The 13,409-nt window shown below is 74.6% G+C and carries 10 protein-coding genes; 8 read left to right on the forward strand and 2 right to left on the reverse strand.

Translation table 11 applies throughout. From position 1 onward, the window contains the following. The first annotated feature begins 20 nt into the window (after positions 1-20). The 4 genes from IO30_RS0139285 to IO30_RS0139300 all read left to right on the forward strand — a co-directional run bounded on the left by IO30_RS0139285 (position 21) and on the right by IO30_RS0139300 (position 4,701). The gene (locus tag IO30_RS0139285; RefSeq protein WP_031151404.1) at positions 21-1,424 is read left to right on the forward strand and encodes an MFS transporter; all 1,404 of its coding nucleotides are present in this window, start codon (positions 21-23) and stop codon (positions 1,422-1,424) included. Continuing rightward, on the forward strand, positions 1,421-2,614 hold the full coding sequence (locus IO30_RS0139290) for an anhydro-N-acetylmuramic acid kinase (protein WP_031151406.1): 1,194 nt from the start codon (positions 1,421-1,423) through the stop codon (positions 2,612-2,614). Before IO30_RS0139285 ends, IO30_RS0139290 begins: the two co-directional genes overlap by 4 nt. 173 nt (positions 2,615-2,787) lie before the next feature. Then, complete coding sequence (locus tag IO30_RS0139295) at positions 2,788-4,197, forward strand: L,D-transpeptidase (protein ID WP_237403293.1); 1,410 nt, start codon at positions 2,788-2,790, stop codon at positions 4,195-4,197. A 264-nt stretch (positions 4,198-4,461) separates the two neighbouring features. After that, positions 4,462-4,701: a hypothetical protein gene (locus tag IO30_RS0139300; RefSeq protein ID WP_031151410.1), complete on the forward strand. Its 240-nt coding sequence runs from the start codon at positions 4,462-4,464 to the stop codon at positions 4,699-4,701. A 24-nt stretch (positions 4,702-4,725) separates the two neighbouring features. On the opposite strand, the gene IO30_RS0139305 is transcribed toward IO30_RS0139300, so the two are convergent. Beyond that, entirely contained in the window at positions 4,726-5,223 is a 498-nt protein-coding gene (locus IO30_RS0139305) for a GNAT family N-acetyltransferase (RefSeq protein WP_031151412.1), read from the reverse strand. Positions 5,224-5,300: 77 nt separating this feature from the next. After that, entirely contained in the window at positions 5,301-6,713 is a 1,413-nt protein-coding gene (locus IO30_RS0139310; RefSeq protein WP_031151414.1) for an MFS transporter, read from the reverse strand. 140 nt (positions 6,714-6,853) lie between these two features. Between IO30_RS0139310 and IO30_RS0139315 the strand changes: the two genes are divergently transcribed. From IO30_RS0139315 to IO30_RS42520, 4 genes are all read left to right on the forward strand, one after another. Beyond that, on the forward strand, positions 6,854-7,675 hold the full coding sequence (locus IO30_RS0139315; protein WP_078904948.1) for a helix-turn-helix transcriptional regulator: 822 nt from the start codon (positions 6,854-6,856) through the stop codon (positions 7,673-7,675). 255 nt (positions 7,676-7,930) lie between these two features. Next, positions 7,931-9,145 carry a serine hydrolase domain-containing protein gene (locus tag IO30_RS0139320; RefSeq protein WP_078904943.1) on the forward strand — a complete coding sequence of 405 codons (1,215 nt, stop codon included), beginning with the start codon at positions 7,931-7,933 and terminating at the stop codon, positions 9,143-9,145. Between the two features lie 94 nt (positions 9,146-9,239). Beyond that, the gene (locus IO30_RS0139325) at positions 9,240-12,488 is read left to right on the forward strand and encodes an amidohydrolase family protein (protein WP_078904944.1); all 3,249 of its coding nucleotides are present in this window, start codon (positions 9,240-9,242) and stop codon (positions 12,486-12,488) included. A gap of 191 nt (positions 12,489-12,679) precedes the next feature. Beyond that, complete coding sequence (locus IO30_RS42520; protein WP_051858812.1) at positions 12,680-13,396, forward strand: hypothetical protein; 717 nt, start codon at positions 12,680-12,682, stop codon at positions 13,394-13,396. Positions 13,397-13,409: the final 13 nt, after the last annotated feature.

Consider the following 13,409-nt stretch of genomic DNA (forward strand, 5'->3'; position numbering starts at 1 on the left):
GGACCGGGCACCCAGCACGCGTGACCCCTCTCGCCCTGCGCGCCGATCCGCCCGCCGCCGCCCCCGCCCGACCGCGCCGCGCGCTGCTCGCCGGCTCGGTCGGCAACCTCGTCGAATGGTACGAGTTCGGTGTCTACGGCTGCTTCGCCACGGTCATCGCCGCCCACTTCTTCACCCCGGCCGCGGGCACCACGGCCGGCGCGAGCGGCGCCGGGCCGCTGCTCGCCACGTACGCCTCGTTCGCCCTGGCCTTCTTCTTCCGGCCCCTCGGCGCCCTGCTCTTCGGCCGGCTCGGTGACCGCGTCGGGCGCCGCACCGCCCTCGTCGCCGTCGTCGGGCTCATGACACTGGCCACCACCCTGATCGGCCTGCTCCCCACCCAGGCCCAGCTGGGCCCGGCGGCACCCTGGCTGCTCACCTTGCTGCGCGCCCTGCAAGGCCTGTCCGCCGGCGGGGAGTTCGGCGGAGCCGTGGCCCTGATGACCGAGTACGCGCCGCCCGGCCGCCGCGGCCGCTACGGCGCCTGGCAGTCCTTCACCCTCGCGCTCGGCCTGCTCGGAGGCGCCGGTACCGCCGCCCTGACGGCCACCCTGCTCACCCCGGCCGCCCTCCACGACTGGGGCTGGCGGATCCCGTTCCTGCTGGCCCTGCCGCTGGGCCTGGCCGCACTGTGGCTGCGCACCGGCCTGGCGGAGCCCCCTGGCCCCCAGGAGACGCCAGGCTCCCAGGGACCTCCAGCACCCCAGGGACCCCCAGCACCCCAGGGACCCCCAGCACCCCAGAAACCCCCAGGGCCACGTCCCGACCCCGCCGACCGGCCCCGGGACACGCCGGGGACGGCCCGCGCCGTCGTCCTCGGCATCGGCCGGATCATGGGATGGTCCGCGGCCGGGTACACCTTCCTCGTCGTCCTGCCCTCGTACCTCCAGTCCACGCTGGGCGCGACCTTCCGGGAGGCCGTGATCGCCACCGCCCTCGCCAACCTCGGCTTCGCCGCCTCGATCCTGCCCGCCGGAATGCTCAGCGACCGCATCGGCCGGCGCCCCGTGATGCTCTGCGGCGCCCTCACCGTCGCCCTGTTCGCGCTCCCGCTCCTCGACCTGCTCCAGGATCCCGCCGCCCCGCCCGCCGCCAAGGCGGCCGGCGTGCTGGCCGCGGGCGCCGCGGTCGGCCTGCTCGCCGGCCCGGGCCCCGCCATGCTGGCGGAGATGTTCCCGGCCCGGGTGCGCTGCACCGGGCTCGGCGTGGCCTACGCCCTCGCCAACGCCGTGTTCTCCGGCTGCGCGGGCCTGGTCATCACGGCGCTGGTCGCCCGCACCGGCAACCCGGACGTCCCCGCCTACTACGCGGCCGGCGCCTGCGCCCTCAGCGCGCTCGCCCTGGCGGGCCTGCGCGGCGACGACCACCGCAGGCCCCTGCGATGAGGGTCATCGGGCTCATGTCGGGCACCTCGTACGACGCCGTCGACGCCGCGGCCGCCGAGCTCACCTTCGAGGCCGACGGGGACGTCCTGCGCCTCGTCCCGCTCGGCATGGTCAGCGCACCCTACGAGGAGCAGCTGCGCGACGCCCTGGCCGCGGCCCTGCCGCCCGCGCCCACGGCCCTGGCCGACGTGTGCCGCCTCGACACCCGCATCGGGCAGGCCTTCGCGGCCCTCGCCGTCCGAGCCGACCGTGAACTGTGCGACGGAGGCGCAGAGCTGATCGCCTCGCACGGGCAGACGGTGTACCACTGGGTGGCCGACGGGCAGGTGCACGGCACCCTCCAGCTGGGCCGCCCCGCCTGGATCGCCGAGGCCGTCGGCTGCCCGGTCGTCTCCGACTTCCGCCCGGCCGACGTCGCGGCCGGCGGCCAGGGCGCCCCGCTGGTGAGCCTCGTCGACCTGATGCTGCTGCGCGGCCGGCCCGGCGTACCGGCCGCCCTGAACATCGGCGGCATCGCCAACCTCACCGCCCTGCCCGCGGCCGGAGGCCCGGTGGCCTTCGACACCGGACCGGGCAACGCCCTGCTCGACGCGGCGGTGCGCGAACTGACCTCGGGGCGTCTCGGCTACGACGAGGACGGTGCACTGGCCGCATCCGGCCGCACCCACGAGGGCCTGCTCCGCAGCCTGCTGGCCGAGCCCTACTACCGGCTGCCCGCCCCCAAGACCACCGGCAAGGAGCTGTTCCACCACGGCTATCTGCGCACGGCCCTGAACGGTTTCGACGCCGCCCCGCAGGACGTCGTCGCCACCCTCACCCGGCTCACCGCCCGGACCGTCGCCGACGCCCTGCGCCCGCTCGCCGTCACCGAGGTCATCGCCTCCGGCGGCGGCACCCGCAACCCGGTGCTGATGGCGATGCTCCGCGAGGAACTCGGAGCCGGCACCCGGATGCTGACGTCCGACGCGCTCGGCCTGCCCACCGCGGCCAAGGAGGCGTACGCCTTCGCCGTCCTCGGCTTCCTCACCCTGCACGGGCTCCCCGGGAACGTTCCCGCCTGCACCGGGGCCCGGGGCCTGCGGGTCCTCGGCTCCCTGACGCCCGGTCACCACCCCCTGCGGCTCCCGCCCGTACCCGCGCGCCCGCCGCGCTCCCTGGTGGTCGGCCGGGACCCGGCCGGGCGGGGGTGATGTGCTCCGTCCGAGTTCTCTTGGGGTGCCCGTTCGGCCGCAGGACCGAGCGCATGATCATCATTTCGGCTCCCGGTCGGTTTACTGCTGCCTTCGGGCCGTGTGAGAACTGGGAGGGCTGCGTGGCTATGTCACGGGCGCAATGGACACAACCGACCAAGAAGTGGGGGGCCGTGGCCGCCGTGACCGGGGCCATGCTGGTCGTCGCCGCGGCGCCGGGCACGGCCCCCGCGGCCGGACCGTCGCACGGGACCTTCGCCGGCCACGCGAAGGAGGCCGCACTCACGCTGCTCGTCGGCAGGGCGGTGGACGAGGGCCACGCGTCCCCCACCGGCCAGTGCGCCGCCGGGACCTTCGGACCCGCGCTCTGCGGAGGCTGGCGGGAACAGCGGGTGCGCGCCACCGCCCGGGGAGTGGGCTCCCTCCAGGAGGAGGTGCCCCTCAGCGGCTCCTCGCGGGCCGCCCGCGCCGACGCGCTGCCCACCGACTCCGGCGGGCCACTCGAGATCACCCTCGCGGAGCCCGGCCACCTCACCGACGTGACCGTGCGCGACGGGAGCGGCCGCCACCTCGCCGGGCACCTCGGTCCGGACGGCGAACGCTGGCTGAACACCGAACCGCTGCGGGCGGGGGAGGACTACACCGTGCAGGTCGGCGCCCAGGACGCGGCCGGCCGGCCGGTCGGCGTGACCATGGCGTTCACGACCGCACCGCCCTCGGCCGGCAGCAGACTGACCGTCGACTTCGGGCCGCTCCCCGGCCGGACCTACGGCGCGGGGGAGATCGTGACGGCCGCGCTCAGCCATCCGGTCCCCGCCGCCGACCGCGCCGCCCGCGCCCGTCTGGAGCAGGCCCTGGAGGTCACCTCGGAGCCCCACGTAGAGGGCGCCTGGCACTGGGTCGACGCGTCCACCCTGCACTTCCGGCCGCGTGCGTACTGGCCCGCGCACACCGTGGTCCGCGTCCGCAGCGGTCTCGACGGGGTCCAGATCGGCGAGCACGGCTACGGCGGTCCGTCCGAGCCCCTGGAGTTCACCGTCGGGGACCGGATCGAGGCCGTCACCGACTCCGCCACCCACGAGATGACCGTACGCCGCAACGGACGGGTCATCAGGACGATCCCCGTCACCACCGGCAAGGCCGGCTTCCGGACCCGCAGCGGCATCAAGGTCGTCCTGGGCAAGGAACCCAAGGTCCGGATGCGCGGGGACTCGGTGGGCATCAAGCGCGGCACCAAGGAGTTCTACGACCTGCCCGTGCTCTACGCGACCCGGGTGACCTGGAGCGGCGAGTACATCCACGCCGCGCCCTGGTCGGTCGAGGCGCAGGGCGAGGAGAACGTCAGCCACGGCTGCACGGGCATGAGCACCGAGGACGCCGCCTGGTTCTTCGAGACGGTCCGCGAAGGGGACATCGTCGAGGTGGTCAACAGCGGCGGCGCGAAGATGGCGCCCTTCGACAACGGCTTCGGGGACTGGAACGTGGACTGGCGGACCTGGCTCGCGGGCAGTGCGCTGGGCAGCGCGGACGAGGACCCGCAGGGCTCACTCGGCACGGCCTCCCGGCTGCACCCGACGACCTGAACCCGGGGGGACGCGGCGGACGTTCGCCCGGCCCGGCCCGCCCGGGACAGCATCGCGACGCCGCGTCGCGAAGGCGCAGACCAAGGGCTGGATGTCCCCGTGCAACGTCTGCCGGGAAAGCGGCTCGTGGCACCTGCGCCATCCCCCGGTGACCGCCATTCGGCGGCCCCGGCAGCACCCGGCGGGAGGGGCGCCCGGTCCTGACCGCAGGGCCGGGCGCGCCGGAGTGGGGGCACGGTGCGCGGATGCGGGGATGATGGGGGCATGAGTGAGCAGCAGCCCTTCCGCCACAACCTCCGCTTCGAACACCACGGAACCGTCCAGAACCCCGCGCACACCCCCGACGGGCCGCGGCCCGGGCGGGTCACCGCCGGCGAGACCACCGTGACCTGCACCTGCGGCCTGGACACGGGCGCCCTGCCCAGTGACGAGGCCCGCATGGTCTACGAAGTGCACCGCAACGTCATCCGGGACGAGACGTCCGCGGGAATCCCACGGGCCTGACCCGGCCCCGGCCGCCCTGCCGCGCTATCCGGCCGCGGGGCGCGCCAGGTCCCGTACGAACCGCAGGCCCGGACGGCCGTCCAGCCGGATCTCGCCGACGGACGTGAACCCCGTCCGGGTCAGGACGGCGCGGGAGGCGGCGTTGTCGAGGGTCGTCTCGGCCCGCAGCGTGCTCAGCCCGTACGTGGACGCCGCCAGGGCGCAGGCCTCGCGGACGGCGGCCGTGGCCAGCCCCCGTCCGGCCGCCTCCTCGGCGATCCGGTAGCCGAGCTCGGCCGAACCCTGCGCCACGTCGACCAGGTTGACCCGCCCGAGCACCTCGCCGGTGCTGCCCACGAGGAGATGGAAGAAGCACGCCCCGGTGGCCTGTTCGGCCAGCAGGGCGTGGTGGCGTGCGTCGAAGCCGGCGAAGTAGCCGTCGCCCCGGTCGGGCACGGATGCGGCGAAGTAGGCCCGGTTCTTCTGCTCGAACTCCAGGAGAGCCGGGGCGTGGTCGAGGCGGAGCAGTTCGAGTTGCGGCATGGCGCGATCCTACGCAAGCCGGGGCGCGGGCCGGGCCGGCGGCCCGGTCGCCGGGGCCGCCGCCTCCGGCCCCCGCCTCAGGCCCTCTCGCGGCCGAGCCCGATCGCCGCCAGGATCCCCGCGGCGATCACGAGGGCGGAGTCGACGGCCAGAACCGTCCGCACCCCGTCGAACAGCGAGGCCTGGGTGGTGGCCAGGACACCGAGCAGCGGGATACCGATGGTGAGGCCCACCTGCTGGGTGGTGGTGACCAGTCCGGTCGCCAGCCCCTGCTCCGCGTCGGGCACACCGCTGGTGACCGTCAGCCCGTACGAGACGATCGCGCCGAGGTGGCACATGCTGGCCACCGACACGGCGACGGTCGCGAGCAGGGCGCCGGAACCGGTTCCGATGCCGAGCAGCGCGGCGCCGAACACGCCCTGGCCGATCAGCGATCCGACCAGGGTCCGGCGGGCGCCGAAGCGGCCGATGACCTTCGGGGCGAAGGAGCCGGCGACGGCGGAGGCGAGGCCCTGGACGCCGAAGACCAGACCCGTCTGGAAGGCGGACAGCCTCAAGGTCTCCTGGAGGTAGAGGGTCAGCACGAAGATGACCGTCGACATCATCGAGAAGGTCACCAGACCGCCGATGTTGCCCCAGGCGACCGTGCGCCGCTTCAGCATCGGCAGCGACACCAGCGGGGCCGGGGACCTCGACTCGACCACCACGAACGCGGCGAGCAGGGCGAGTCCGAGGGCCAGCGTGCCCCAGACGTCCACGCCGCCGAAGCCGCGCTGGGCCGCCGTGGACAGGGCGTAGATCACCGCGAGCAGTCCGCCGGTGACGGTGACGGCGCCGGGCACGTCCAGGCGGGGCCGCTCGGGGGTGCGCGACTCGGGCAGCAGCCCGGGAGCGAGCAGCAGCACGATCACGGCGGCCACCGAGAGCAGGGCCATCGTGGAACGCCAGCCCAGGGTGTCCGTCATGACACCGCCCAGCACCATGCCGATGGTGAACCCGAGGGAGAGCAGGGTCCCGGAGATGCCGAGCGCCCGGTCGCGCAACGGCCCCTCGGGGAAGGTCGTGGTCAGCAGGGACATGCCGGTCGGCACGATGACCGCGGCGCCCAGGCCCTGCAGGGCCCGCCCGGCGAGGAAGGAGGCCGGGTCCCAGGCCAGGGTGGCGAGCAGGGAGGCCGCGGCGAACACCGCGAGGCCGGTCAGGAACAGCTTCTTGCGCCCGTACAGGTCGGCGATCCGGCCGAAGAGGAGCAGGAACCCGCCTGAGGGCAGGGCGAACGCGGTGACCGCCCATTGGAGGGCCGAGGTGCTCAGCCCCAGGTCCTTGCCGAGCACGGGCAGGGCCACGTTCAGTACGGAGAAGTCGAGCGCCACCATGAACTGGGCGGCGCAGAGCACGAAGAGGACCAGCTTGGCCCGGCCGGTGAGCCGCTGGTCCGAGGAGGCCGCGGGAGCGGGCCGGGGTGTCGTCGTCTGTATGTCGGTCGCCATGGCCACCAGCCTCGCGGCCCGGGAATGCCCGTGGAGAGTGGGAACTTATCCTGTTGGTGGCACCACCAGGGTGCCTACGGGGGGAATTCGTGGCCACACCGATCGACCAGCACCGCCGGACCGAACTGCGCGAGTTCCTGATGAGCAGGCGGGCCAGGATCAGTCCGGCGCGGGCCGGACTGCCGGACGGCGGCGCGCGGCGGCGCACGCCGGGGCTGCGCCGCGAGGAGGTCGCGGTGCTCGCCGGAGTCGGGGTGTCCTGGTACCAGTGGCTGGAACAGGGCCGCGACATCACGGTCTCCTCGCAGGTCCTCGACTCGGTCGGCCGGGTCCTGGAACTGACCAGCGCCGAGCGGCGGCACCTGTACGTCCTCGCCGGGCTCAACCCGCCCGCCCTGGAGGTGGCCCCCGCCGACCGGGACATGTGCCACGGGCTGAAGCGGCTCATCGAGGCCTGGATGCCGTTCCCCGCGCACATCATGGACGCCTACTGGAACACGGTGCTGTACAACGACGCGGCCGCGCTCGTCTTCGGGATGCGCCCGGAGATCGTGCAGAACTGCCTGATCGCCTTCTTCACCGACCCCCTCTACCGGGCCCGTTCCCCGCACTGGGAGGAGGTCGCCGGGCAGGTCGTGGCCCAGTTCCGGGCGGCCTGCTCGGAGCGGCCCGACGACGAGGGTTTCCGGGAGGTGGTGGCTCAGGCGCGGGAGCTGAGCCCGGAGTTCACCGCGCTGTGGGAGCGCAGGGACGTCCGCCCGGGCGGGCAGCTGGAGAAGCGGATGGACCACCCCGTCGTCGGCGTCCTGCACTTGGAGTCCACCCAGCTGCGGGTCCCGGCCCGCCCGGACCTGGCGATCGTGCTGCACACCCCGCTGCCGGTCGGCGACACGGCCGAGAAGCTGGAGTGGCTGACCTCGGCGGAGGGGCGGCGGGGGTCGATGTACCCCGTCGCGGGCTGAACCCCCCATCCGTGGCCGGGTGACCGGGCCGGGTCACCCCGCGGGAGGAGGACGGGCCGGGCCGTGGGTCCCGGTCGGGGGCCCGACGGGACCAGGGTCCTCGGGACTGCGGCCGATGTGCCGGACGGGGGCCGGTTCCTAGGGTCGTGGGTACCGGGTTCGAGGGGGCCGGCCGACCGGCCGCCCCGCGAACGCGCAGACCACGCCCTTCCCCTGTGCCGACGCACCCCATCGGGTGCGCGAGGAGGCCCACCCATGCCCGACCGTACCCAGCAGCAGCGTGCCCGCGTCACCTCCCCGCCCACCCGCCCCTCCCGGACGCCGCTGCGCCGGGCGGCCGTGGCGGCGGGGGTGACGGCCGCAGCCCTGACCCTGATCGCGTCCCTGCCCGCCGCCGCGGCAGGGCCGCAGGGCTCGGGCGACCCCGTACGACAGGGACTGCAACGCCTGGTGGGCGACGGCGAGGGGAAGAGCCCGGCCGCCCTGGCCGCCGTCACCGGCCGGGACGGACGCATCCGTCACCACACCGCCGGGGTCGCGGACCTGCGGACCGGGAAGAAGGTGCCGGTGGACGGACAGGTGCGGGCCGGCAGCAACACCAAGACGTTCGTCGCCACGGTCGTCCTGCAACTGGTCGGCGAGGGCAAGGTCGAACTCGACGCCCCCATCGAGCGCTACCTGCCGGGCCTGGTGCGCGGCGAGGGCATCGACGGCAACGCCATCAGGGTCCGCCACCTGCTCCAGCACACCAGCGGACTCCCCAACTACACCGACCACATCATCGAAGCCGTCTCCGGCGAGGGCCGCCACACCTACTACCAGCCCCGCACCCTCCTCGATCTGGCACTGGCCCACAAGGCCGAGTTCGCACCCGGCGCCGGCTGGGCGTACAGCAACACCAACTACGTCCTGGCGGGACTGCTCATCGAGAAGGTCACCGGCCGCCCGCTGGCCGAGCAGATCACCGAGCGCGTCATCGACCGGATCGGCCTGCGCCACACCTACTGGCCGGGCGTGGGCGACGAGCGGATCCGGGAGGCACACCCCGAGGGCTACCGGGAGCCGAAGCCCGGCGGGCCGCTGGAGAACGTCACCGAGATAGACATGTCCTGGGGCTGGGCGGCAGGTCAGCTCATCTCCACCCCGAGCGACCTGAACCGTTTCTTCTCCGCCCTGGTCGCAGGGAAGCTGCTGGGGAAGGCCGAACTCGACCAGATGCGCACCACCGTGGAGGTCCCCGCGGGCGGCGGTACGCCGCCCGGCATCCGGTTCGGGCTGGGGGTGACCAGCGTTCCGCTCAGCTGCGGCGGACTGGGCTGGGGTCACGGCGGCGACACCCCGGGCTACCACACCCGCGGGGCCGTCACCGACGACGGCCGCGCCGCGACGGTGGCCGTCACGTCCGACCGGCTGTTCGCACCGGGTGCCGCCTCCCCGCAGGACCTCGTCGACACGGCACTGTGCAGCTGAGGCCGCACGGAACGAGCTGGCGCACTGACGGGCTGACAGGTGGCACGGGCCGGCCGGCGCAGACCGTTGCCCGGGGCGGGGCTTGATCGTTCGGATGGCTGACGGGCCGGCAGGCACGGTCACCGAGAGGCGAAGGCGAGTGGTCGGGTTGCGGGTTGCGCGCAGGACGGTACTGCAAGCGGGCGGGGCAGGAGCCCTGGCGGCGCTGCTCGGACACCCACAGGCCCGGGCCGCGGACGGTCCCACGGGCGCTGGGACCGGTCCCGCGGGCCCCGCGGCCGGGGACCGGCTCACGCTGCGCTTCACCCGTGCCACCAACGGCGCGGCGACCGCCACCGCGGGCGGGGACCGCGTCGTCGCCGAGGTACAGAACGTCCTGTGGTCCCTGCCGCCGGACGGATCGCCCGCCACCCCGCTCACCCCGCCCGATCTGGAGCCCGGCCGCCCGGTGTTCTCCCCGGACGGCCGCCACCTGGCGATGAGCGCCTACCGCGGCGGAGCCTTCCACATCTGGGTGATGGCCGCGGACGGGTCCGGTCTGCGCAGGCTCACCGACGGCCCCTTCGACCACCGCGCCCCCGCCTGGTCCCCCGACGGGCGCAGCCTCGCCTTCTGTTCCGAGCGGGACGGGGACCCTGTGGCGGGCAGCCCCTACCGGATCTGGACGGTCCCCCTCACCGGTGGCGGCCCGCGCAGGCTGACGGGCCTGCCCGGGCAGTCCGGCCCCGGCCAGGAAGGCGAGTGGGAGGACTTCGACCCGGTCTGGTCCCCGGACGGGTCCCGCGTGCTGTTCGTCCGCGCCACCCCCGCCGGGGAGACCCTGACCGCCCGGACCCTCGCCTCGGTCCCGGCCGACGGCGCGGGGAGCGTACGCACCGAACACACCGCCACCACCGGCAGGCTGCTGGCCCCGGCGCTCTCCCCGGCCGGACGCACCGCCTGGCTGTCCGCCGCTCCCGGCCCGCGCAAGGCCGAGGTCCTCAGCCTGTACGCGGACGGGCGCGAGGTCGCCCTCGAAGGGGACCTCGCCCCCGCGCCACCGCGCTGGATCGGTGACGACCGCCTGCTGATCACGCTCGACGGCCGGTTCCGGGTCATCCGCCCCCATGCGGACCACACCGGCCGGGAGATCCCCCTCGACGCCACCCTGGAGGTGGACCGCCCGCGCTACCCGGCCAAGGAGTACGTCCTGGAGGCCGAGCGGAGCCTCCCCGTCCGCGGCATCCACCTGCCCGCCCTGTCACCCGACGGCCGCAGCGTCGCCTTCGCCGCGCTCAACGCCCTGTGGACCGTACCCGTCACCGGGGGAGCACCGCGCAAGCTCGTCCAGGCCCCCGCCACCGCCTACCTCCAAGGTCCGGTGTGGAGCCCGGACGGCCGGGCCCTCGTCTACACCGACGACCGCGACGGGCTGAACACCGTACGCCGCCGCGAACTGTCCGGCGGCGAGAGCGTCCTCGCCGCGGGCGGCCGTGTCTACGGGGTGCTCTCGCCCGACGGCGGACGGCTCGCCGCCCTCGACCTCGCCGGGCGGCTCCTCGTCCGCGACCTCGCGACCGGCACGGAGACCCCGCTGGCGGCCGCCCTCGGCGGCGGCGGACTGCCGGGACCGCCCAGTTGGTCGCCCGACGGCCGCCACCTCGCCCTCTGTGACCGCAACCGCCTCAGCAGGCGCTTCCGCGAGGGCTACAACGTGATCCGGATCGTCGACGCCGCCACCGGCTCCGCCCGCCTCCACGCGCTCGCCCCGCACGCCTCCCTCTCCGACCGCTACGCCTCGGGCCCCGTCTGGTCGCCCGACGGCCGCTTCCTGGCCTGCGTCAGCGAGTCCGCCCTGTGGCTGCTGCCCGTCACCCCCGACGGCACCCCGGCCGGAGCGGCCCGCCGCCTGACCGACGAACCCGCCGACCACCCCTCGTGGTCCGGGGATTCCCGCACCCTGCTGTACCAGTCCTGCGCCCGGCTGCGCCTGCTCGCCCTCGACGGGGCGGGCGCACCGACCGCGGCCCCGCGCACCGTGCCCGTCTCCCTGAACCACCGCCGCCCCGCACCCGTCGACACCGTCGTGCACGCCGGGCTGCTGTGGGACGCCACCGGCTCCCCGCCCCGCGCCGACGTGGACGTCCTGATCAGCGGCGGCCGGATCACCGCCGTCGAACCCCACCGGCCGGGCCGCCGGGCCGCGCGCACGGTCGATGCCTCCACCGGCACGGTCCTGCCCGGCCTTTGGGACGCCCACGTCCATCCGTACCCCTACACCTACGGGGCCCGCCAGGGCCTCCTGCACCTCGCGTACGGGGTCACCACCGCCGTCTCCCTCGGTGGCTCCGCCTACGAACAGGCCCGGCTGCGCGAGGACATCAGGGCCGGCCTGCTCGCCTGGCCCCGCCTGCTGGCCGGCGGGGAACTCCTGGACGGCTCCCGGGTCGCCTACAGCATGGGACGCGCCCATCGCACCCGGGCCGGCTTCGCCCGCTCGCTGGCCAGGGGGAAGGCGCTGGACTGGGATTTCGTCAAGACCTACGTCCGCGCCCCCTACGCGGACATGGCCGATGCCGCGCGCTTCGCGCACGAGCAGCTCGGCGTCCCGGCCGGCTCCCACCTGTGCTCCGCCGGACTCCAGTCCGGCCAGGACCTGACCACGCACCTCGTGGCGACCGAACGCGCCGAGTACGGGCACGGTGCGACCCCGCGCGGTCACACCTATCAGGACACGCTCGCGCTCTACGGGCGGGGCGGCCTCGATCTCGTCGCCACGCCCTTCACCGCGCTGCCGCTGCTCGGAGCCGATCCGGCGCTGGCCGAAGACCCCCGGGTGACCGCCCTCATGCCGCCCTGGGACGTGGCGGCCGTGCGGACCGCGGCCGCGGCCCCGCCGACCGCCGAGCAGAACGCCGTACTGGAACGGGAGGTGGCCGCCTACCGGGGCGTCCTCGCGGGCGGCGGCCGCCTCGCGCTGGGCACCGACGCGCCGCTCACCCCGGTCGGCCTCCACCTGCACCTGTCGCTGCGCGCCCTGCACCGCCACGGCCTGACCCCCGCGGAGGCGCTCACGACCGTCACCCGCACCCCGGCCCGGGTGTTCGGCGTCGCGGACCGACTCGGCACGGTGGAACCGGGGCGGATCGCCGACCTCACCCTCGTCGACGGCGACCCGTTCACCGACTTCGACGACCTGGTCCGGGTACGGGCGGCCGTACGCGGCGGAATGCTGTGGGAACGGGCCGCCCTGCAAACCGCGTCCACCGGCTCCGCTGCAGCGCCACCTGGGGACTGGCGCAGGGTCCTGGACCAGATGCTCCGCGACGGCTGCTGCACCACCCACCCGGGCCCGGCGCACTAGGTCGTCTCCAGGTCCGTCCGCACATCGATGCGGTCATTTCGCACCGCGAAGCCCCATGGCACCCACTATCAATCTAGGCTGATGCGTGTCATCCCTGGTTGCTGGTGCCGAATCGGGATCGATACTGTGTGATGCATCAACCATTGCGTCGGCGCTCAGTGCTGCACGTCAACATCGAGTGGGGGAGAGCCATGAGCGAGGGGATCGCCGCGGACCCGGTGAGGACGGCTCAGCGGATCAACGCCCTCCTCGAAGGCGCCGGCCTCGACAGCCGGGACGTGCTGCGAGTGGAGGGGGAGGGCGGCCTCTCCTTCGCCTCGGGGCTGCCCGTGGAGCACGTGCAGGCCCTGTTGCGCGGTGAGCCACTGCCGCAGGAGGCCGATGGTGAGGGCGACGCGACGGAGGAGCGGCACCGCCGCGTGGTGTCCCGGATCGTCTTCCTGCGCCGCACGCGTCTGCGGGCCGCGCCGGACGGCGGTCGGCGTGCGTACTCACTGGCGGAGATCGCCGTCGGTGCGGGCACGAGCGCGCAGTGGCTCGACAAGCTGATCAAAACGGGGAAGGCCCCCAACCTCGATCACGCGGCCGGGATCGCGAGCTTCTTCGGGGAGAGCATCGAATTCCTCGTCGCCGAGCCCGCCGAGGCCCTGGACCGAGTCCTCCAACTGATCCACAAGGACCTCCTGGAGAAGACCGTGGCGCGTCAGGACGAGGACATCCGGCGGCTCAGGGGCACCCGGGCCGATGGATCGGCCGGCGCCGACCTCGGCGTCGTCGCGTACGCCGCGCGTGCACTCGCCGAGGTTCCGGACGACACCGCGCAGCCCATCATCGCCTTGATCGAGTCCATCGCCCGCCGTTCGCGCGAGGAGCGGGCGCGGGAGAACGCGTCCGGCAGGGACGTCTAGCGGGTTCCCGTCG

Origin of the sequence: Streptomyces xanthophaeus, assembly GCF_000725805.1 — a bacterium.
Classification (GTDB): domain Bacteria; phylum Actinomycetota; class Actinomycetes; order Streptomycetales; family Streptomycetaceae; genus Streptomyces; species Streptomyces xanthophaeus.

What these genes read in the sequence shown, in the direction of transcription:
- IO30_RS0139320 (WP_078904943.1), top strand. Translation starts at nt 7,931, where the DNA reads ATGCCCGACCGTACCCAGCAGCAGCGTGCCCGCGTCACCTCCCCGCCC.
- IO30_RS0139305 (WP_031151412.1), bottom strand. Translation starts at nt 5,223, where the DNA reads ATGCCGCAACTCGAACTGCTCCGCCTCGACCACGCCCCGGCTCTCCTG.
- IO30_RS0139290 (WP_031151406.1), top strand. Translation starts at nt 1,421, where the DNA reads ATGAGGGTCATCGGGCTCATGTCGGGCACCTCGTACGACGCCGTCGAC.
- IO30_RS42520 (WP_051858812.1), top strand. Translation starts at nt 12,680, where the DNA reads ATGAGCGAGGGGATCGCCGCGGACCCGGTGAGGACGGCTCAGCGGATC.
- IO30_RS0139315 (WP_078904948.1), top strand. Translation starts at nt 6,854, where the DNA reads ATGAGCAGGCGGGCCAGGATCAGTCCGGCGCGGGCCGGACTGCCGGAC.
- IO30_RS0139325 (WP_078904944.1), top strand. Translation starts at nt 9,240, where the DNA reads ATGGCTGACGGGCCGGCAGGCACGGTCACCGAGAGGCGAAGGCGAGTG.
- IO30_RS0139310 (WP_031151414.1), bottom strand. Translation starts at nt 6,713, where the DNA reads ATGGCGACCGACATACAGACGACGACACCCCGGCCCGCTCCCGCGGCC.
- IO30_RS0139300 (WP_031151410.1), top strand. Translation starts at nt 4,462, where the DNA reads ATGAGTGAGCAGCAGCCCTTCCGCCACAACCTCCGCTTCGAACACCAC.